Source organism: Flavobacterium sp. B167r (assembly GCF_056824315.1).
This window is the reverse complement of sequence record NZ_CP124859.1, coordinates 5,385,514-5,406,473: the sequence shown is the minus strand read 5'-3', so window position 1 is coordinate 5,406,473 and position 20,960 is coordinate 5,385,514. Positions and strand designations below refer to the sequence as shown.

General features: G+C 32.9%; 22 protein-coding genes and 1 tRNA gene. 16 read left to right on the top strand and 7 right to left on the bottom strand.

Going from position 1 to position 20,960, the window contains the following annotated elements; genetic code table 11:
• The first annotated feature begins 187 nt into the window (after window positions 1–187).
• A complete protein-coding gene (locus tag QLQ96_RS23595; RefSeq protein WP_482493629.1) occupies window positions 188–592 on the top strand; it encodes an acyl-CoA thioesterase in 405 nt (134 codons plus the stop codon).
• A 31-nt stretch (window positions 593–623) separates the two neighbouring features.
• Here the strand turns inward: QLQ96_RS23595 and QLQ96_RS23590 are convergent, their stop codons facing one another.
• The 3 genes from QLQ96_RS23590 to ribD form a co-directional block, all read right to left on the bottom strand.
• A complete protein-coding gene (locus QLQ96_RS23590; RefSeq protein WP_482493627.1) occupies window positions 624–1,256 on the bottom strand; it encodes an IMPACT family protein in 633 nt (210 codons plus the stop codon).
• A 105-nt stretch (window positions 1,257–1,361) separates the two neighbouring features.
• A complete protein-coding gene (locus QLQ96_RS23585; RefSeq protein ID WP_482493625.1) occupies window positions 1,362–1,964 on the bottom strand; it encodes an HAD family hydrolase in 603 nt (200 codons plus the stop codon).
• Window positions 1,957–3,003, bottom strand: a complete 1,047-nt coding sequence (ribD, locus tag QLQ96_RS23580) for a bifunctional diaminohydroxyphosphoribosylaminopyrimidine deaminase/5-amino-6-(5-phosphoribosylamino)uracil reductase RibD (protein ID WP_482493623.1) — start codon at window positions 3,001–3,003, stop codon at window positions 1,957–1,959. The genes QLQ96_RS23585 and ribD overlap by 8 nt, the downstream gene beginning before the upstream one ends.
• Before the next feature lie 210 nt (window positions 3,004–3,213).
• Between ribD and QLQ96_RS23575 the strand changes: the two genes are divergently transcribed.
• Both QLQ96_RS23575 and prmC read left to right on the top strand, forming a co-directional pair.
• Window positions 3,214–3,618 (top strand): GNAT family N-acetyltransferase, encoded by a 405-nt coding sequence (locus tag QLQ96_RS23575; RefSeq protein ID WP_482493621.1) that lies wholly within the window; start codon window positions 3,214–3,216, stop codon window positions 3,616–3,618.
• A gap of 87 nt (window positions 3,619–3,705) precedes the next feature.
• Window positions 3,706–4,560 carry a peptide chain release factor N(5)-glutamine methyltransferase gene (gene prmC, locus QLQ96_RS23570; protein WP_482493620.1) on the top strand — a complete coding sequence of 285 codons (855 nt, stop codon included), beginning with the start codon at window positions 3,706–3,708 and terminating at the stop codon, window positions 4,558–4,560.
• Between the two features lie 75 nt (window positions 4,561–4,635).
• Here the strand turns inward: prmC and QLQ96_RS23565 are convergent, their stop codons facing one another.
• The gene (locus tag QLQ96_RS23565; protein WP_482493619.1) at window positions 4,636–5,880 is read right to left on the bottom strand and encodes an ABC transporter permease; all 1,245 of its coding nucleotides are present in this window, start codon (window positions 5,878–5,880) and stop codon (window positions 4,636–4,638) included.
• A gap of 239 nt (window positions 5,881–6,119) precedes the next feature.
• On the opposite strand from QLQ96_RS23565, the gene hisS reads away from it, so the two are divergent.
• The 12 genes from hisS to QLQ96_RS23505 all read left to right on the top strand — a co-directional run bounded on the left by hisS (window position 6,120) and on the right by QLQ96_RS23505 (window position 17,084).
• The gene (gene hisS / locus QLQ96_RS23560; RefSeq protein WP_482493618.1) at window positions 6,120–7,544 is read left to right on the top strand and encodes a histidine--tRNA ligase; all 1,425 of its coding nucleotides are present in this window, start codon (window positions 6,120–6,122) and stop codon (window positions 7,542–7,544) included.
• A gap of 323 nt (window positions 7,545–7,867) precedes the next feature.
• A tRNA-Trp gene (locus tag QLQ96_RS23555) sits at window positions 7,868–7,938 on the top strand.
• 323 nt (window positions 7,939–8,261) lie between these two features.
• Window positions 8,262–8,840, top strand: coding sequence for a nucleotide exchange factor GrpE (locus tag QLQ96_RS23550; RefSeq protein WP_482493616.1), 579 nt, complete (start codon window positions 8,262–8,264; stop codon window positions 8,838–8,840).
• A gap of 74 nt (window positions 8,841–8,914) precedes the next feature.
• Entirely contained in the window at window positions 8,915–10,024 is a 1,110-nt protein-coding gene (gene dnaJ, locus QLQ96_RS23545; RefSeq protein ID WP_482493614.1) for a molecular chaperone DnaJ, read from the top strand.
• 160 nt (window positions 10,025–10,184) lie between these two features.
• Entirely contained in the window at window positions 10,185–11,105 is a 921-nt protein-coding gene (locus QLQ96_RS23540) for an ABC transporter ATP-binding protein (RefSeq protein ID WP_482493612.1), read from the top strand.
• A gap of 85 nt (window positions 11,106–11,190) precedes the next feature.
• Complete coding sequence (locus QLQ96_RS23535) at window positions 11,191–12,507, top strand: ABC transporter permease (protein ID WP_482493611.1); 1,317 nt, start codon at window positions 11,191–11,193, stop codon at window positions 12,505–12,507.
• Window positions 12,508–12,616: 109 nt separating this feature from the next.
• On the top strand, window positions 12,617–13,780 hold the full coding sequence (locus QLQ96_RS23530) for a sigma-54-dependent transcriptional regulator (protein WP_482493609.1): 1,164 nt from the start codon (window positions 12,617–12,619) through the stop codon (window positions 13,778–13,780).
• A 51-nt stretch (window positions 13,781–13,831) separates the two neighbouring features.
• Entirely contained in the window at window positions 13,832–14,491 is a 660-nt protein-coding gene (locus QLQ96_RS23525) for a DEAD/DEAH box helicase (RefSeq protein ID WP_482493608.1), read from the top strand.
• A 132-nt stretch (window positions 14,492–14,623) separates the two neighbouring features.
• Window positions 14,624–15,439, top strand: coding sequence for an alpha/beta hydrolase (locus QLQ96_RS23520; RefSeq protein WP_482493606.1), 816 nt, complete (start codon window positions 14,624–14,626; stop codon window positions 15,437–15,439).
• Between the two features lie 11 nt (window positions 15,440–15,450).
• Complete coding sequence (locus QLQ96_RS23515; RefSeq protein WP_482493604.1) at window positions 15,451–15,669, top strand: putative signal transducing protein; 219 nt, start codon at window positions 15,451–15,453, stop codon at window positions 15,667–15,669.
• An 80-nt stretch (window positions 15,670–15,749) separates the two neighbouring features.
• The gene (locus QLQ96_RS23510) at window positions 15,750–16,553 is read left to right on the top strand and encodes a Cof-type HAD-IIB family hydrolase (protein ID WP_482493603.1); all 804 of its coding nucleotides are present in this window, start codon (window positions 15,750–15,752) and stop codon (window positions 16,551–16,553) included.
• Between the two features lie 6 nt (window positions 16,554–16,559).
• The gene (locus tag QLQ96_RS23505) at window positions 16,560–17,084 is read left to right on the top strand and encodes a GNAT family N-acetyltransferase (protein WP_482493601.1); all 525 of its coding nucleotides are present in this window, start codon (window positions 16,560–16,562) and stop codon (window positions 17,082–17,084) included.
• 75 nt (window positions 17,085–17,159) lie between these two features.
• Here QLQ96_RS23505 and QLQ96_RS23500 read toward each other — a convergent pair whose 3' ends face one another.
• The gene (locus QLQ96_RS23500; RefSeq protein WP_482493599.1) at window positions 17,160–17,684 is read right to left on the bottom strand and encodes a hypothetical protein; all 525 of its coding nucleotides are present in this window, start codon (window positions 17,682–17,684) and stop codon (window positions 17,160–17,162) included.
• Window positions 17,685–18,171: 487 nt separating this feature from the next.
• Between QLQ96_RS23500 and mtaB the strand changes: the two genes are divergently transcribed.
• Entirely contained in the window at window positions 18,172–19,506 is a 1,335-nt protein-coding gene (gene mtaB / locus QLQ96_RS23495; RefSeq protein ID WP_482493597.1) for a tRNA (N(6)-L-threonylcarbamoyladenosine(37)-C(2))-methylthiotransferase MtaB, read from the top strand.
• 77 nt (window positions 19,507–19,583) lie between these two features.
• Here mtaB and QLQ96_RS23490 read toward each other — a convergent pair whose 3' ends face one another.
• Both QLQ96_RS23490 and QLQ96_RS23485 read right to left on the bottom strand, forming a co-directional pair.
• On the bottom strand, window positions 19,584–20,087 hold the full coding sequence (locus QLQ96_RS23490) for a hypothetical protein (protein WP_482493596.1): 504 nt from the start codon (window positions 20,085–20,087) through the stop codon (window positions 19,584–19,586).
• 67 nt (window positions 20,088–20,154) lie between these two features.
• A complete protein-coding gene (locus QLQ96_RS23485) occupies window positions 20,155–20,871 on the bottom strand; it encodes a 3-ketoacyl-ACP reductase (protein ID WP_482493594.1) in 717 nt (238 codons plus the stop codon).
• Between the last annotated feature and the right edge of the window lie 89 nt (window positions 20,872–20,960).

Below are 20,960 nucleotides of genomic sequence, written 5' to 3'. Positions count from 1 at the left end.
AGATTCAGATAAATTTTTATTATTGTTATAAAGATTCTCCTAATAAAAGAGGAGCAATTTTATTCCGTATTTCGGGATAACAAATATGTGAACAAAATTCTGTAAAAAAAAATATTTTGACATCTAATTTTATAAAAAAAAGTCGTAACAAGGCTTTTTAAATTCGAATTTTTTTAATATTTTATCAATGAAAAATCACCAGACTCAAGTACGAGTTCGTTACTCAGAAACTGACCAAATGGGAGTTGTTTATCACGGAAATTATGTTCCTTATTTTGAAATCGGACGCGTGGAATGGCTTAGAAATAAAGGGGTTTCGTATAAAAGCATGGAAGAAAGCGGTATTGGCCTTCCGATTGTAAACATGAATATAAGTTACAAAAAATCGGCGAGATATGATGAACTTTTAACAATTCATACAACTTTTAAAAGTCACTCTTCTGTGAAGATCGAATTTGACTGCGCAATCTACAATGAAGCGAACGAGTTATTAACAACTGCGACGTTTATTTTGGTATTTGTAGCCTTAAAAACGGGTCGTCCGACAGCCCCTCCAGATTATATTTTGGAAATATTTAAAACGCTTGAATAATTGTTAAAAAGGAGAAGATTTTGATGTTAATTTATACTAATTTAATGTCAATTTCGAACATTAAATCAAAAATGCTGAACACTGTTTCAGCATTTTTTTTTCGCGTTTTTGTCATGATTTTTCCAATTGGCAAACCCGAAGCTTCATTCATTTCCATTTCTTGAGATATGATTTCTAATTTCTTTTCTTTAATTACTCGCATTACTTTATTCATGTTTTTGTAATCAAAAGAAATTAAAAACTCGACATCGATTGTTTTTTCTACAATCTCACAAACCTCCAAAGTCATTTGAGCAGTTGTTCTATAAGCAGAAATTAAACCGCCAACGCCTAATTTTACTCCGCCAAAAATTCGAACGACAACAACTAGAACGTTGGTTAATCCAAAAGATTGTATCTGCCCATAAATTGGCGCGCCAGCCGTGTTGCTTGGTTCTCCGTCATCATTTGCACGATACGAGATTTTATTTCCAACTCCTATTTGATAAGCATAACAATAATGCACGGCATGAGGATGTTGTTTTTTAAGATCTTCAATAATGGGTTTTACTTCGTCTTCATGATCTATCGGAAATGCATAGCCAAAGAATTTACTGCCTTTTTCTTTAAACAGTATTTCTTCAGATGCAGATGCAATAGTTTGATAAGTATCGTTAATTTCCAAGTGATCTAAATTGTTTTATTTTTTTAGCCACAGATTAAAAGATTTTAAGGATTTTTTAGAAAAATCTATGTAAATCTTTTAATCTGTGGCTTCGTTTTTTAATCTTTAAAGTATATTCTTTTTGTAAAGGTCAATCACATCTTCTTTTCCGACTTGAAGATTCCAAACTTTAATTCCTAAAGCTGCTGCGCTGTCTGTATTTTCTGTTTTATCGTCAACAAACAAAGTGTTTTCTGCAGTTAGATTATTTTCATTCAATACAAATTGATAAATTTTCGGATCTGGTTTTCTCATTCCGATATCAAACGAAAAATAAACCTTTTCGAAACAAGCATAAAAATCTTTGTAGAAAGAAACTCCGCTTTTTGTTTCGAATGTATTAATATGAATAGAATCTGTATTGCTCAATAAAAATAAACGATATTTTTTTGATAATTCTTGAAGGAATTCCAAACGATAAAAAGGAAAATCTGCCAAAATTGCATTCCATGCCATCAGAATATCTTCTTCTGAAGCATTTGGCAATTGTTTTTGAAAACCTCCAATGAAATCTTCTGGAGAAATAGCTCCAACTTCAAAAGAAAGATTTAATCGGTCAAATTCATCATTCCATTCTGTCATTCCCAATTTTTGAAAACCAGAAATTGTGGCAGGTTTATCCAAATTGATAAAAATATCTCCAAAGTCAAAAATTATCGCATTAATCATAATTTCTAATTTGTATTAATTCGTCGCTTAAAATGTTGGTTCTAGAACTATTTTTTCTTGAGATTTCTGGAGCTTTCGTTCCTTTTGCAAAACTTGTTTTTCCAACGAAAATTCTCGCTTCATCCCAAATATTTTCATCTATAAAAGATTGAAGCGTTTGTCGTCCGCCTTCAATTATTATAGATTGAATTTGATTCTGATATAAAACATCTAAAATCTGAGGAATTATATTTTTATTAAAATCAATTGCTTCAAATTGAGTGTTTTCTTTTGATGGTTTTGAATCTTTTGAAAAAATAAAAGTTTTCACGGAATTATCAAAAACAAAACTGTTTTCATCAATTCGATTATTTTGATCAACAATGATTCTTACCGGATTATTTCCATCCCAATCTCGAGCATTCAATTTCGGATTGTCATCAATAACAGTTTGTGTCCCAACAAGAATTGCTTGCTCTTCGGTTCGCCATTTATGAACTAATTGTCTCGAATATTGATTCGTAATCCAAATCGGTTTTCGATCTTGATTAATTGCTTTTTCAGGAGCTAAAAATCCGTCCTGGCTTTCAGCCCACTTTAAAATAATGTAAGGTCTCTTTTTTTGATGAAAAGTAAAAAAGCGTTTATTGAGTTCGTTGCATTCTTCGTCAAGAATTCCCACAGTAACATTTGCTCCAGCTTCGATCAATTTTAAAATGCCTTTTCCAGCTACTTTTACGTTAGGATCAACAGTGCCAACAACAACATTCGGAATTCCATTTGCAATAATTAAATCGCAACAAGGAGGCGTTTTGCCAAAATGACTGCAAGGCTCTAAACTCACATAAATCGTTGCTTCTTTTAGCAATGATTTATCTTTTACAGAACGAACAGCATTTACCTCTGCATGTGGTTCGCCGGCTTTTTTATGCCAGCCTTCGCCAATAATCTGACCATCATAAACAATTACGCTACCAACCATTGGATTCGGATAAGTTGTTCCAAGTCCATTTTGTGCCAGTTCGATACAGCGTTTTATGTATTTTTCATGTATATTCACAATGCAAAAGTAGTTAATTTTGAGATTATTGCTAACTCAAAAAGGTTAAGTTGTGAAACAATCCGAATAGTTATAATGGGATCAAAAAACTATTTTTACTTTTGTATTTATAATGATTTAGAATAAAAAATGGTAAATTAGCTTATACGGATAATTGAAAAAGAAGACAATCAGTCGGTTGCAAGTTTAATACGTTCTGTTTTTGATGAAATGGAAATTCCAAAAGTTGGAACTGCATACGAAGATCCTTATTTGGATTTGATGTTTGAAGAATATAATAAATCCAAATCGGCATATTTTGTTGTTGAAAATGAAGGAGAAATCGTAGGCTGCGCAGGAATTGCACCTTTAGAAAATGGTGATCTAGAAATCTGCGAATTGCAGAAAATGTATTTCCTGCCCAAAACAAGAGGTCTAGGAATTGGAACTCAAATGATGGAAAAGTGTTTGGAAAAAGCTAGGGTTTTTGGTTTTAAAAAGTGCTATATCGAAACTATGCCATTTATGCATGCTGCACAGAAATTATACAAAAAATCTGGTTTTGAATATTTGGATGCTCCAATGGGAAATACTGGGCATAGTTCTTGTCCTGTGTGGATGCTGAAAGTTTTGTGATTGCCCTGTAACAAATTGGAACTTGCAAGACTAATTTAAAGTAAAATGTCAGTTGTTGTCTGATGTAAAAATGCTCAAAAAATAAAAATGAAAATTAAACAATATCGTACTCAGTTTATTAAAGAATTATCTCCTTTTTACGATGCATACGAAGCGGAGAGCTTTTTTTATTTGATACTAGAAGAGAAGCACCAGCTCCGTCAGATTGATTTAGCTCTGAATCATGAGTTGGTGTTTGGTGAGAACGATTTTGTGATTTGGGACGAGTTGCTGAAACAGCTTAAAAAAGAAGTTCCGATTCAGTATTTGCTTGGCAGAACAAACTTTTACGGTTTAGATTTTGAAGTCAATGAAAATGTTTTGATTCCGAGACCTGAAACAGAAGAATTGGTCGAATGGATTATTAATGAAAATATAAATCCAGATAAAAATAAAAAAATAAGAATTCTTGATATTGGAACTGGAACGGGCTGTATTGCGATTTCTTTAGCAAAAAACCTTCCAAATGCAGAAGTTTTCGGAATTGATGTTTCTAAAAAAGCTATTGAAACAGCAAAAAGAAACGCCATCAGAAATGATGTTGATGTTACTTTTATGCTTTTGAATATTCTGGAGGCTGAAGAATTTAACCGTCAGTTTGATGTCATTGTTTCCAATCCGCCGTATGTTCGAAATTTAGAAAAAGTAGAAATTAAAAAGAACGTATTGGATTACGAACCGCATTTAGCACTTTTTGTAGAAGATAACGATCCTCTTGTTTTTTATAGAAAAATTGCTTCTTTAGCGCAAAACGGACTTCAAAACAAAGGGAAACTCTATTTTGAAATCAATCAATATCTTGGAAAAGAAATGATTGAATTGTTGGAAAATATGAGTTTCGAAAATGTTGAGCTTCGAAAAGATATTTACGACAATGATCGTATGATAAAGGGGAATATTTAAAAGTTCTCAGTTTTCGGTCTCAGTTTTCAGATAATCGTAACTGAAAACTGAGACCGAAAACTGCGACTTTAAAAATTATTCATATCGCAAAGCTTCAATAGGATCTAATTTGGATGCTTTAATTGCTGGATATAAACCAGAAACCAATGCCACGCAAAAACTTGTGGCAAAAGCAGCAAAAATCGCCATCCACGGAATTACAAAAGAAAAATTCATGGCAGTTGCAATGGCAAAACCAAGAAGAATTCCTAAAACAATTCCAACCAAACCTCCAATTTGTCCAATCAATAAAGTTTCAATAAAAAACTGAAAGGCAACCGTTGTTCTTTTTGCGCCTAAAGCTTTACGGACACCGATTTCTCTTGTGCGTTCTGTAACCGAAACAACCATAATATTCATCAAAGCAATAGAAGATCCTAAAATGGTGATGACAGAAATAGTCCATGCTGCAATTCCTAGATATTGAGTTATGCTTAGAATTCGGTTAATCAAATCATCGCTTCGAACTACGCCAAAATTATTGTCACGAACAGGGCTTAATTTACGAACTCTTCGCATGGTGCTTGTCGCATTGTCTATGGCTTCGTCTAAAACTTCTTTTTTAGAAACCATCACACTAATGGTATAATTGATGTTTGGCGCTGTAAATAAAGATCTCGCAACCTGAATAGGAATTAGAACTCTTAAATCTTGGCTGTTTCCAAACGTAGAACCTTTCTCTTTCAGAACACCGATTACTTTAAATCTTGCGCCTCGAATTGAAATAACTTTGTCAATTGGATTAATATCTTTCAAAAGTCCTTTTTCGAAATCAGAACCAACAATACAAGAATACGTATTGTTCTCAATATCAAACTGATTAAAGCTTCTTCCTAAACTGGTTTCAAGTCCAGAATTAGTAATAAAATGTTCATCTACACCAACAATTGTAATTTCGGGATCTGTTTTTTCGCCTAGATATTTTACTTCAGCGGTTGAAGTTGCGGTAAAAGATAAAGAGGTTTCGGTAAAGGGATATTTAAACTTGTTTTTGAAAGCAACAGCTTCCGGATAAGAAATAATCGGATTGATAACTTCGCGTTCGTTTCCGCCTCGATTTCGAACTTTATTTTCGTATTGATTGATGTTAAAAGTATTGGCTCCCATCGAAGCAAAATCGCTCGAAATGGTATTTTCTAAAGCAGAAACGACAGTCAAGATGCCAACCAAAGCAGTAATACCGATAGCAATAATTAAAACGGTAAGAATAGTACGCAGAATTTGTGTTTTGATAGAACCAAAAGCAATTCGAATATTTTCTTTAAATAATTTTAGCATCATGACCAATTTGTCACGAAAATACGTTTTTTGTTACAAGTTTGTTTTCGAAGTGTTATTATTTATTTTAAAAAGTAAGATATTTGCAGACTTAATAAGTCAAAAGTTGGAAAGTTTTAAAGTCGAAAGCCAAAAGAACTAACAACCTAAAAAAAATCTAAAAATAAATTAATATTATAAGATTTTTAGATAAAGATTGAAACAATCTAAAATCTAAAATCAGAAATCTAAAATAAAAGAAGATGGCTTCAAAACCAAGTATACCAAAAGGGACAAGAGATTTTTCACCAGCAGAGGTGTCAAAACGTCAATATATTATTCAGACTATAAAAGCTAATTTCGAGAAATTTGGATTTCAGCCAATCGAAACACCTTCGTTTGAAAATTCAGATACCTTAATGGGGAAATATGGAGAAGAAGGAGATCGCTTGATTTTTAAAATTTTAAATTCTGGAAACTTTTTCTACAATAAAAGTAAAATTGAATTGCCAGAATCAATCGAAGAATTACAATTAAATTCCGCTGAAAAAATAACTTTAGAGCAAAGAATCGAACTGAATAAATTTACAGGAAAAATTTCTGAGAAAGCTTTACGTTACGATTTGACAGTTCCGTTTGCAAGATACGTGGTGCAGCACCAAAACGAAATTGAATTTCCTTTTAAAAGATACCAAATCCAACCGGTTTGGAGAGCAGATAATCCACAAAAAGGTCGTTTTAGAGAATTTTTCCAATGCGATGCCGATGTTGTTGGTTCAAAATCTCTTTGGCAGGAAGTAGAATTAGTTCAATTATATGACACTGTTTTTACTTCTTTAGGTTTAGAAGGCGTTACAATTAAAATCAATAATAGAAAAATTTTATCTGGAATTGCTGAGGTAATTGGTGCTTCAGATAAATTGATCGATTTTACGGTTGCGCTGGATAAATTGGATAAAATTGGAGAAGATGGCGTAAAGAAAGAAATGATCGAAAAAGGAATTTCTGAAGAAGCTTTAATTAAAGTGCAACCACTTTTTAGTTTTTCAGGAACTTTTGCGGACAAAATTGCACAGCTTTCAGAATTGTTAGCATCTTCTGAAGAAGGAATGAAAGGTGTTGAAGAATTGAAATTTATATGTGACAATGTTGCCGTTCTAGGTCTTTCAACTGCTATTTTAGATTTGGATGTGACATTAGCTCGTGGTTTAAATTATTACACAGGAGCCATTTTTGAAGTTGCAGCTCCTAAAACAGTTGCTATGGGTTCTATCGGTGGTGGCGGAAGATACGACGATTTGACTGGTATTTTTGGTTTGAAAAATATGAGTGGTGTCGGAATTTCTTTTGGATTGGATCGAATTTATTTAGTTTTAGAAGAATTGCAATTATTTCCAGAAACTGTTGCGGCGACTTCAAAAGCAATATTCTTGAATTTTGGAGATAAAGAAGCGCTTTATGCTTCGCAAGCAATTCAGAAATTGAGAAAAGAAAATATAAAAGTTGAATTATATCCTGACAGTGTAAAAGTTGGCAAACAATTTCAATATGCAGACAAGCGCTTAATTCCGTTTGCGGTATTGGTTGGAGATCAAGAGATTGCTTCGAATTCTTACACGCTTAAAAATTTAGTGACGGGAGAGCAGGTTTCTGTTGATTTTGAAGGATTGAAAAACGCATTGAGTTAATAATCAGATTGTAATATTTTTTTTTCACGCAGATTTTACAGATTTCGGCAGATTTAAATTGATTTCTAATTTTAAAAAATCTGTGCGCATCTGCTTAAATCTTTTTTAATCTGCGTGAAATAATTTTTTAAAATTTGTAAAGTTTTTTTGTTACTGATTCAGAGATAAAAATAATTTCTTTTGTTCTGATTTGATGAATTTTAGCAGGTTTAATTCGATTGTAATTAAATGAAAATCTGTTTAAATCTGCTGAAATCCTTTTAAAATCTGCGTGAAATAGTTGCGGGTAAAGAAAAAAACAGTTTAATTTGCGACCTCAAGTTACGGGCGTAGTTCAAGGGTAGAATAGCGGTCTCCAAAACCGTTGATGGGGGTTCGAATCCCTCCGCCCGTGCAAAAAATAAATGACAACTTTGTCATACAGCTCAAAATAAAAAAAAAGCTTCGTCTCTATAGGCGAAGCTTTTTTTAATATAAGGTAAACTTGAATTAATAATTATTTAGAGGCCTAAGCCAACCCTTAAATTCAATTTTTGGTAAATAATTTGTGTTTTGTTGGCTTCAAAGATAAGATAAACTAAAACGTAATAGTCTTAAAATTATAATAAAATTTTTCTCTGCAATTGCGTTTTTTAAATGTCTCATAATTAATAAAGTGACAATTTGACATTTTAAAAGATTTGGCAGTACTTTTGCAATCTAACAGAAAGAAATAAAATGAAGTTTAAGAATATTTTTAAAAATAAAAGTAATATGACTACGGAAAATACAGAATTCGATCAGGAATTAGACGATGTAACGTTAGAGAACAATGCCAACGGAGAGCAGTTAATTGTTGAAGAATTAAGTGTTGAGGAGCAATTAGCTAAGGACTTGGCTAATGAGAAAGATAAGTTTTTGAGATTATTTGCTGAATTTGAAAATTACAAAAAAAGAACTTCAAAAGAACGTCTTGAATTGTTTAAAACAGCAAATCAAGAAGTTTTGTTGGCTATGCTTCCAGTTTTAGATGATTTTGACAGAGCGGCAGTAGAGATCAACAAGTCAGACGATGAAAATTTGAAAAAAGGTGTTGAGTTAATTCACGAAAAATTAAAAAGCACTTTAGTTTCTAAAGGTTTAGAGCAAGTTGAAATACAAGCAGGTGATGCTTTTAACGCTGATTTTGCTGAAGCAATTACCCAAATTCCAGCTCCGTCTGATAAATTGAAAGGGAAAATTGTTGACGTTATTGAAAAAGGATACAAATTAGGAGACAAAATTATTCGTTTTCCTAAAGTGGTTATCGGAAACTAAAATGCAATCCAACTTTCAGAATTCAATTTTTAAATTGGAATTTGGAATTTTAAGATTTGGAACTTAATCTAATTATGAAAAAAGATTTTTACGAAATACTAGGCATTTCAAAAAATGCTGATGCTGCCGAAATTAAAAAAGCATATAGAAAAAGTGCTTTAAAATATCACCCTGATAAAAACCCAGGCGACAAAGAGGCAGAAGAAAACTTTAAATTAGCTGCAGAAGCTTATGAAGTTTTAAGTGATCCGCAGAAAAAAGCGAAATACGATCAATATGGTCATCAAGCATTTGATGGTTCTGGCGGATTTGGCGGTGGTCACGGCGGTATGAATATGGATGACATTTTCAGCCAGTTTGGTGATATTTTTGGTGGTGGATTTGGCGGTTTCGGAGGCGGAGGTGGAGGTCCTCGCCGTGCGAAAGGAAGCAATCTTCGAATTAAAGTAAAATTGACTTTAGAAGAAATTGCAAATGGAGTGGAGAAAAAAGTAAAAGTAAAACGTAAAGTTCAGGCTAAAGGCGTAACGTATAAAACTTGTACGACTTGTAACGGTCAAGGTCAAGTAATGCGTGTAACCAATACTATTTTAGGAAGAATGCAATCTGCATCTACTTGTCCTGCTTGTGGTGGTTCTGGTCAGATTTTAGATAAAAAACCTTCTGAGGCAGATAGTCAAGGAATGGTTCAAGAAGACGAAACAGTATCAATCAAAATCCCTGCGGGAGTTGTTGACGGAATGCAGTTAAAAGTTTCCAACAAAGGTAACGATGCGCCAGGAAACAGTATTCCAGGAGATTTAATTGTAGCGATTGAGGAAGTTGAGCACGAATTTTTGAAGCGTGAAGGCGAAAATATTCATTTCGATTTATACATCAGTTTCCCTGAAGCAGTTTTGGGAGCTTCTAAAGATATTGAAGCAATCAACGGTAAAGTTCGTATTAAATTGGAAGAAGGAATTCAGTCTGGAAAAATATTAAGATTAAAAGGAAAAGGAATTCCAAGTTTAAATGGTTACGGAAGCGGAGATTTATTGGTTCACGTAAACGTTTGGACTCCAAAAACATTAAATAAAGAGCAGAAACAATTCTTTGAAAATGCTTTAAATGACGAGCACTTTGCTCCAAGTCCAGAAAAATCAGAGAAATCATTCTTTGAAAAAGTAAAAGATATGTTCTCATAATCTACACTTTTAAAAAGGTTATAAAAAATTAAAAACCCATTCTAGTATAAATTAGAATGGGTTTTTTGCGTAATATGGCACAATTTCGCTTCGAATTATTTACTTTTACAATCGCTAAACCTTATTGGGCAAAGTGACGCAGTAAATCCTTAAAAATAGCATGAGTAACTTACTTGAAGTACATAAAGTTGTAAAAAAATACGGCGACTATGTAGCACTTAACGAAGTTTCATTAAATGTGCCAAAAGGCAGTATATATGGACTTTTAGGTCCGAATGGAGCCGGAAAAACTTCCCTTATCAGAATCATAAACCAAATTACATTGCCAGATAGTGGCGAAGTTATTTTGGATGGAGAAAGATTGCAACCAAAACACGTCCAAACTATTGGGTATCTTCCAGAAGAAAGAGGTTTGTATAGCTCGATGAAAGTAGGGGAGCAATGTTTATACCTAGCTCAAATGAAAGGACTTTCTAAAGAAGAAGCCAAAAAACAATTGGATTATTGGTTTGACCGATTAGGAATTCAAGGTTGGTGGAACAAGAAAATCCAAGAGCTTTCTAAAGGAATGGCACAGAAAATTCAGTTTGTAGTTTGCGTTTTGCATAAACCTAAATTACTGATTTTAGATGAGCCTTTTTCTGGTTTTGATCCTGTAAATGCAAATGTCATTAAAGATGAAATTTTGGCATTAAAAGAACAAGGCTCAACGATTATTTTTTCGACACACAGAATGGAAAGCGTAGAAGAGCTTTGTGAAAATATTGCTTTAATTCACAAGTCAAATAAATTGATTGAAGGAAAGATTGGCGATGTAAAACGTCAATTTAGAACAAACAGTTTTGAAGTTGGAATCTTGACCAATAATGTTGAAGGTTTGATGTATGACATTACACAGAAATTTACGGTTTCGCCTGCGAGCTTTAAATCTTTAAATGATGATTTAAAATTAAATATCGAGATAGGAAACGCTTCACCAAATGAATTACTGCACGTCTTGACACAACGCGGACAAGTAACGCATTTTGTAGAAAAAATTCCGAGTATAAATGATATTTTTATTCAAACAGTAACAGGATAGATATTTAGAATGTTAGACTTCTTAGAGTAATCTGAGAATGTCTAAGAAGTCTAAGGATGTCTAAAAATCTAACAATCTAAAATAAATGAGCATAATTTCATTAATTATTAAAAGAGAATTTATTGCCAAAGTCCGCAATAAGTCTTTTGTTGTCATGACTTTTTTGAGTCCGCTTTTGTTTGTGGCAATAGCTGTTTTTATTGGCTATTTGAGTTCTATGAAAGCAGAAACAAAACGCATTGCAATTCATGATGAAACAGGACTTTTTGCTTCGGATTTTTTAAAGGAAAATAAAAAAGGAGCAGAATTTAAATATCTGAATTTATCTGAAATTGATGTAAAAGCTTTAAAAGACAGCATTACAAAAGAAAATTTTAGCGGACTGATTGTTATTCCGAAAACAAAAAATATAAAAGATTTAGAAAGTAAAATTGAATTTATTTCTAATAATAGTCCAAGTATTTCTTTTATTGAAAATACACAGGATGTTATTGGAAATAAAATTACAAAACTAAATCTAGAAGAAGCAAAACTTGACACTTTAGCCATTCAAAAAGCGCAGTCAGATGTAAATATTCATTTGGTTAAAGCTTCGGGAGAAGAAAGTTTGAAAGGTTTAAACGAAATTAAAATCGGAATTGGCGGTGCATTTGGTTACTTGATTATGATGTTTATTATTATTTACGGAAATATGGTAATGAGGAGTGTAATCGAAGAAAAAACAAACCGAATTATCGAAATCATTATTTCGTCTGTAAAACCATTTCAATTAATGATTGGAAAAATTGTTGGAACTTCATTAGCAGGAATTCTGCAATTTATGATTTGGGCAATAATTGGATTGGGATTGATGTTTGCTGCTTCAGCATTTTTTGGAGTAAATGTTGGGCCAACAGCGAGAATTTCGCCAGAAATGATGCAATCTGCTCAGCATGAATTTTCAGGATCAGCACAAATGTATATTGCCGAATTATGGAATCTGCCAATAGCAAGTATTTTAATCGGATTCGTAATTTATTTTATTGGAGGATATTTTCTATACAGTTCGTTTTACGCGGCAATTGGAGCAGCAGTTGACAATCAAACCGATTCTCAGCAATTCCTGCTTCCAATTTTAATGCCTCTGATTTTGAGTGTTTATATCGGATTTTTTACAGTAGTAAATGATCCTCACGGAAGTGTTGCGGTTATCTTTTCAATGATTCCGTTAACTTCGCCAATTGTAATGTTAATGCGTATTCCGTTTGGAGTGCCGTGGTGGCAAATCGCAATTTCGGTATCATTATTGTTTGCTACATTTTTCCTTGTGGTTTGGTTCGCTGCAAAAATTTACCGAGTAGGTATTTTAATGTATGGAAAAAAACCAACCTGGAAGGAATTGTATAAGTGGCTTAAATATTAATTTTTTTGAAGCTGCTAAGTGGCTAAGATTCTAAGATGCTAAGTTTTTTTAGGTATCAAAAGAAAAACTTAGAAACTTAGCATCTTAGAATCTCAGAAACTTAAAAAGAATGAGTAAAATACTAATTGTAGAAGACGAAGCAGCGATCAGAAGAGTTTTGGTAAAGATTTTATCAGAAGAAAATGATTCGTATCAGGTTGATGAAGCGGAAGATGGTGTTGCGGGACTTGAAAAAATAAAAAACAACGATTACGATTTGGTTTTGTGTGATATCAAAATGCCAAAAATGGATGGTGTTGAGGTTTTGGAAGAAGCAAAAAAAATAAAACCTGAAATCCCGATGGTAATGATTTCTGGTCATGGCGATATGGAAACGGCAATTCATACCATGCGTTTGGGGGCTTTTGATTATATCTCGAAACCGCCAGATTTAAATCGTTTGTTGAATACAGTTCGTAATGCTTTAGACAAAAAACAATTAGTTGTTGAGAATAAAATCCTAAAGAAAAAAGTTAGCAAAAATTACGAAATGATTGGTGACAGCGAATCTATTAATCATATAAAAGTGATGATTGATAAAGTTGCTCCAACAGAAGCAAGGGTTCTAATTACAGGTCCAAACGGGACTGGAAAAGAATTAGTGGCACATCAATTACATGAAAAAAGTGAACGTGCGAGTTTTCCATTAATCGAAGTAAATTGTGCGGCGATTCCGAGCGAATTGATCGAAAGTGAATTGTTCGGGCACGTAAAAGGAGCTTTTACATCGGCAGTTAAAGATCGTGCAGGAAAGTTTGAAGCAGCAGACAAAGGGACTATTTTTTTAGATGAAATTGGAGATATGAGCCTTTCGGCGCAAGCCAAAGTTTTACGTGCTTTGCAAGAAAGTATGATTACCAGAGTTGGTGCAGATAAAGATATCAAAGTTGATGTTCGCGTTGTTGCGGCAACCAATAAAGATTTAAAAACAGAAATTGCTGAAGGCCGTTTCCGTGAAGATTTATACCACCGTTTGGCTGTAATTTTAATTAAAGTTCCGCCATTAAATGAAAGACGTGATGATATTCCGGCTTTGATTTCGCATTTTGCAGAAAAAATTGCTTCAGAGCAAGGAAATGCAATTAAGTCATTTTCGGCGCAAGCCATTAACTTATTGCAAGAATACGATTGGACTGGAAATATTCGTGAACTTCGAAATGTTGTAGAAAGATTGATTATTTTGGGAGGAAATGAAATCTCGGAAACAGATGTAAAGCTGTTCGCAAGCAAATAAATGATTTAGTTTTCAATTTGAAATCTAAAATCTGAAACCTAAAATTTAGAAATGAAACTAAAAAAAATAAACGAGAAATTACAAGACGGTTTAATTGAAAATGGTCTTACAGAAGCCAATGCTCTGCAGCTAGAAACTTTTTCTACTATAAAAAGTGGTGCGGATTGTATTATTATTTCTCCAAAAGGAAGCGGAAAAACAACAACGATTGTTTTAAATGTAATTCAGCAATTGGCTGGACAAACAGAAGAATCTCCTCGAGCTTTGATTATTGTTGAAGATAAAGCGAAGGTTCTGGAAATGGTGGAGCTTTTTAATAAATATGGAAAATACACCAATCTGGAAATTTATGGTGTAAATGAAAAAGGTGACATGGATTACGATAAAAACTATGTTTCTACGGGAGTTGATGTTTTAATTGGAACGCCGACCAAATTAAATGATATGTTTAGTACGGCGGGTTACAACGTAAATCGTCTAAAAATGTTTATTTTGGATGATGCAGATCCGATTTTGAAATTGCGTCATGATCCAAAAATTATGCGTATTTCTAACAGTATCGCTAAAACACAGCGAATTTTCTTTTCTGAAACTTTGACGGAACGTGTTGAAATTTTGGCAGATAAAATTATGGTTGAGCCTTATTTGTTTGATATGGACGAAGACGGAGAAGAGCTTGATGAAGAGGACGAAGATATTGAAGAGGAATAATGAAGTAAACAGTCCCGGTTTTCAGTCTCAGTAACTGAATAGCGGGATTTTTTTATAAGTCGCAGTTTTCGGTCTCAGTTTGCTGTTGCAATGCTGAAAACTGAGACCGCGACTGAAAACTAAATTAAAAACATGGAGATTTTAAAAACATTTAAATTCTTAGGGATCGTGCTTTTGTGCTTTTTCTTGGTTATTTATGTTTTGATGGTTTCCTATTTTTACTTTAATCAGGTTGATTTAGTTTTCTATCCTTCAAAATTGCCTAAAGACTATAAATTTGATTACCAACAAAAATTTGAAGAAGTCAATATTTCTTCTTTTGATGGAACTATTTTGAACGGACTATTGTTTAAGGCTGAAAGTTCAAAAGGACTTGTTTTTTATCTTCATGGAAATGCAGGAACACTTGAAACTTGGGGTAAAATTGCAAAAATATACACTTCGTTAGGTTATGATATCTTTATTTTAGATTACAGAAGTTTCGGAAAAAGTGAAGGTGAAATAGAGAATGAAGAACAATTAAGTAAAGATATTTCTATAGTGTATAAGAAGGTGGTTGAAAAATATCCTCAAAGTAAAATTGTTGTTGCAGGATATTCAATTGGTTCTGGTTTTGCTACAAAATTAGCCTTAGAAAATAATCCAAAAGCTTTGATCCTTCAAGCACCATATTATAATTTTCTAGAATTATCCAGCTCTAGAGCACCATTTTTTCCTGATTTTATGAAGAAATTTAGTTTGGAGACAAATCTTTATCTTCCAAAAATAAAAAGTTCAATTTATATTTTTCATGGAACAAAGGATCAGCTAATTCCAATTGATAATTCAATCAGGTTAAGGAAGTTATTAAAATCAAATGCCTATTTTTATCAGCTGAAAAATCAAGAACATATTGGAGTAAATGAAAATGAAGATTTTCAAAAACAATTAAAAATAATATTAGAATAAAATAAAAAATTATGGGATTAATGAAAGTATTTTCCGGAAGTGAAGTATTAGCAATTGCGTTGCAGGAAAGATTAGAAGAAGCTGGAGTAGAAACAGTGAAAAAAGATAATATTCAATCTGCACGTTTAGGAGGCTTTGGTCAAACAGATTTGGCAGTTGAAGTATTTATACAAGAAACAGATTTTGGAAAAGCAAATCCGGTTATAGAAGATTTTAGAATGAGCATTTAAAAAGTGTTCGGTTTTCAGTCTCAGTTCTCAGTCTCAGCGCTGTAAACTGCGACTGAGAACTGCGACTGAGAACTAAAAATATGAAATACAAAATGTTAGTGCTCGACATGGATGATACCTTGTTGACAGACGATCACAGAATATCAGATTTAAATAAAAAAGTAATACTTGAAGCGCAGGCAAAAGGTGTTTACGTGGTTTTGGCTTCGGGAAGACCAACTACAGCAATGACGGCTTATGCAAAAGAACTGGAATTGGATAAAAACGATTCGTATATGATTTCGTTTAATGGAGCAATAATCAGCCGTGTGAAAGATGATTTGGTATTGTTCGAACAAAAGTTAACTGTAGAACAAATTCATGCGTTATACGATTATAGTGTAAAAAAGAATGCCCACATCATTACGTATTTAGATGACCAAATCATTAGTGAAACAGATTCTGAGTATATTGAAGTCGAAAAAGAAATCACAGGAATGGCACATCATAAAGTTTCGAGCTTTAAAGATTATGTAGACAGACCTGCGGTTAAATGTATTTTACTGCAAGATCCTGCTTATTTAAAAACGTTAGAAAAAGACTTAATTGATGCTATGCCTCATTTAAGTGTTTCGATGTCTAAGCCTTTTTTCTTAGAAGCGGCACAACAAGGCATTGATAAAGCGGCGAGTTTGAAATATTTAGCTGAAAAGCTCGGAATTCATCAAAGTGAAATTATCGCTGTTGGAAACGCAGGAAATGATTTGACAATGATAGAATATGCTGGTTTGGGAGTTTGGGTTGATAACGTAACGCCTGAATTGCGTGATAAAGCCGATTTGATTGTAGCTTCAAATAATGATGATGGTGTTGCTGAAGTAGTAATGCGTTATATTTTAAACTAAATCATAATGAAAAATCCAATTGAAACTCAGCGTTTGCTTTTAAGAGAATTAAAACTTTCTGATGCAGAAGGAATGTTCGAATTGGATTCGAATCCAAATGTACATTTGTTTGTTGGGAACAGACCTGTTAAGCATATTGATGAAAGTATTGAGTATATCAAATTTGTTCAAAAACAATATAAAGATTTCGGTACAGGAAGATGGGCTGTTGTTCTTAAAGAAACCAACGAATTTATTGGCTGGTCTGGAATCAAATTTATTACAGACGAAATCAATAATCACAAAGATTTTTTCGAATTAGGATATCGTTTTATTGAAAAGCATTGGGGAAAAGGTTATGCAACTGAGGCAGGAAAAGCTTTTGTAAATTATGCATTTAACGAAATGAAAGCAGAATCACTTTATGCTTACGCAGATGCAGGAAACGAAAATTCAAGAAAAATACTAGAGAAGTTAGGTTTTCGTTTTGTGAATTCTTTCGAATACGAAGGAGAATTGGAAGTTTGGTATGAACTTAAAAATCCAAACTAAAACTAAGAAATGTGTTCCAAATCTTTACATACTTAAAAGTCAGTAAAGATTTGGAAACAAATCAGAGTTAAATAATTATTTTTTAGCTACAGAAACAAAGTATTTATTTCCGTCACCCATAGTTAATTTTACACGCTCGTCGCAAAGATCGATTGCAAAATTTACACTTTCGTAACAGCTGCAAGTTGTGTTTTTGTCTTTAGACATTTCTGTTTTACAGTTGTTGTTCTTAAAGCTTGCCAATTGTGGTGTGTATAAACTAACCAAGTCAGTAGAAGCAGTTACTAAAGAAATGATACTTGCAGAATTGTTATTTGTAATTCTATATACAATTCTATCCGTGTAATTTACTTCGTTAACAGTTACTTTACGAATGTAGGTATAAGCTGTAGATCCTTCACCTGGTTCTTTAACTTCAAACTTAAACCCAACTGCACGAATAGCAACATCAAATTGCTGTTGTGAGTTAAAGCTTGCCCAAGTCGTCAATGTGCTAATGCTAGGAAATGGATTTGCATTTGCGGCTGGAGCGTTAGTTTGCGCTTGCGAACTAAATACGGTTAAGAAGATCAAGCAGATTGTGGGTAAAAATGCTTTCATAAAGCGGTATTTGTATTATAATTTTGCCTACTCTCTTTGGTTTTCGGCTTTCCCATTTCATTTTGTAACACAAAACAACAACATAACGAGTAAAATTCAAAATTGTTATGCCTTAATTATTATTAAATTAATTAAAACTTACTAAAATTCTTTAATATAAATTTATTGAAAACAGTAGTTGCAATAAGGGTAAATGTAAGAAATTTTGAATTTAAAACAGAAAAAAAGGTACTTAATCGACAAAAGTTGCACTTTATCGATTATTTTGTCATTTTATTCTTATCAGAATGTAAAAATATAAAAAATATAGTCTGAGTATTTTTTTTTGAAAATAAAATTAAAAAGTTTAACTTTTGAATGTTTAAAAATTAACATTCGCTCAAAATATTGATTCGAAGTCTATTAATTGCTTTCTTTTGATGAATATTGTTTGTAAATTTGCAGCCTTAAATTTTTTGACAACGATTTCATTAATTTAAGATAGATTATGGAAAATAGAAAAAAGGTTGCCTTTTATACGCTGGGTTGTAAACTGAATTTTTCAGAGACTTCTACAATTGCCAGAAATTTTAACGACGAAGGTTTTGACCGCGTCGATTTTGAAGAAATAGCAGATATTTATGTGATCAATACTTGCTCTGTAACAGAAAATGCAGATAAACAGTTTAAGCAGGTAGTGAAGAAAGCAATGAAGCTGAACGACAAAGCTTTTGTTGCGGCAGTTGGCTGTTATGCACAATTAAAACCTGAAGAATTAGCTGCTGTTGATGGCGTAGACTTGGTTTTGGGCGCAACAGAAAAATTCAAAATTACAGACTACATTCATGATTTGAGCAAAAACGATATGGGTGAAGTTCACTCGTGCGAAATTGCTGAAGCCGATTTTTATGTTGGAAGCTATTCTATCGGAGATCGTACAAGAGCCTTCTTGAAAGTGCAAGACGGATGTGATTATAAATGTACGTATTGTACAATTCCGTTGGCAAGAGGAATTTCTAGAAGTGATGCTTTAGAAAATGTATTAAAAAATGCACGTGATATCTCAGCACAAAATATCCGTGAAATTGTTTTAACAGGTGTAAATATTGGTGATTACGGAAAAGGAGAATTCGGAAATAAAAAACACGAACATACTTTTCTGGATTTAGTTCAGGCTTTAGACAAAGTGGAAGGAATTGAGCGCTTGAGAATTTCTTCAATCGAACCGAATTTATTGAAAAATGAAACAATCGAATTTGTTTCTAAAAGCCGAACTTTTGTACCACACTTTCATATTCCGTTGCAATCTGGAAGCAATGATATTTTGAAATTGATGAAACGCCGTTATTTGCGCGAGGTTTATATTGACCGCGTAAATAAAATTCGCGAAGTAATGCCGCACGCTTGTATTGGTGTTGACGTGATTGTTGGTTTTCCTGGAGAAACAGACGAGCACTTTTTAGAAACTTATCATTTCTTAAATGATTTAGATATCTCGTATTTGCACGTATTTACGTATTCGGAAAGAGATAATACAGAAGCAGTAGATATGGAAGGCGCTGTTCCTTCTAATGTAAGAGCCAAACGCAGTAAAATGCTTCGAGGTTTATCGGTTAAAAAACGTCGTGCTTTTTATGAAAGCCAGTTAGGAACAAATAGAACAGTTCTTTTTGAAGGAGAAAATAAAGAAGGATATATTCATGGATTTACCGAAAACTACGTAAAAGTAAAAACACCTTGGAATCCTGAATTGATAAATACTTTGCAAGAAATCAATTTAACAAAAATCGACGAAGATGGAAGTGTTCGTATCGAGTTTTTAAATAAGCTTGCTGAGGTTTAATTTAGATATATAGAACTTTGTCAAAGTTTAACAAACGAAAGAAGCCTCTTTTAAGAGGCTTTTTTTTATAAATATTTCTATTCTTCCGAAATCACCAATTTCAAAGAATTAATATAATCCGTATCGAATTCGATAACTCTGATTTTTTCAGGATTAAAACTTAATTCTCCTCCAAACTGACCGCGTATGTCTAAAAAATCGATTGTTAATTCTTCATCCGTTAACCCGATTAATTTTCCTAGATAAGCAGATTTAGATGATTTTTTTGCAATTTGAAAAATGCCATATTTCTCAGAAATAAATTTAATGATTGAAGCCAAATCTTTAATTGGAATAATATCGTCAGAGTTTATTTTTAAACCTTTTAAACGAATTACTTTTTCTGTAAAAGCCAAATCGTGATCTCGATTTACGGCTTCAATGTTTTTATTTCTAAGAATAACAAAACCATCCAAAACAAAATCTACGGGATTATTTCGAAGCAAAATCCATTCATCAGAATAATCGATAAGAAATCCAGAGAAAATCTGTTTTTTATCCTGAAATTCAATTTCGACCAATTGTCTTAAATATTGTTCCATTTTACAATTTTTGTGAGTTTAAATCTTTGTCAAAGTTTTAAACTTTGACAAAGATTATAAAGATGTCTTAAGGATTGGTAGACCAAATACTGCTGTTTTTAATAAACACTCTTCGGTTTAATTTTAATTGCGCAATGATTAAATCTGCCATGTCTTCAGATTGCATTACTTTTTCTGGGTTTCCGTCAGTCAGGTTTAAGTCTTTTGCCATGTCAGTTGCAACGGTACTTGGCGTTAAAGCCGTAACACGAATATTGTGTTTTCTCATTTCCTGCATCAAAGAATCGGTTAAACCTAAAACAGCGAACTTCGAAGCGCTATAAGCACTTGTCAAAGCGTTTCCGTTTAAACCAGCAGTTGAAGAAATATTGATAATATCTCCCGTTTGTCTTTCAATCATATTTGGAATAATAGCACGAGTTGTGAAATATGTTCCCATTAAATTCACCTGAATAATTCTTTCCCAAGCGTCTGGTTCTAATTCTAAGAATTTTCCAAAAGAAGCAATTCCGGCGCTGTTAATTAAAATATCAATATGTTTAAATTCGGCTAAAGCTTTTTCTGCTGCTTTATTAATCGAATTAATATCAGAAACATCAGCACTTAAAGCCAAAGCTTTTACGCCTAATTTAGAAGCTTCGCCAGCCAATTGTTCTATGTCTTCTTGAGTTCTCGAAACTAAAATCAGGTTTACACCTTCTTTCGCCAAAGCAATTGCCACAGCTTTTCCTATTCCTTTTCCTGCGCCAGTAATAAAGGCGTTTTTATTTTTTAAGTCGGTCATGATGGTAATTTTTATAAATGCAGAAAGCATCATTATAAGTCTAACAAAAATAAGGTTTTGAAAACTAAAACGATGCTTTAAAAGATATT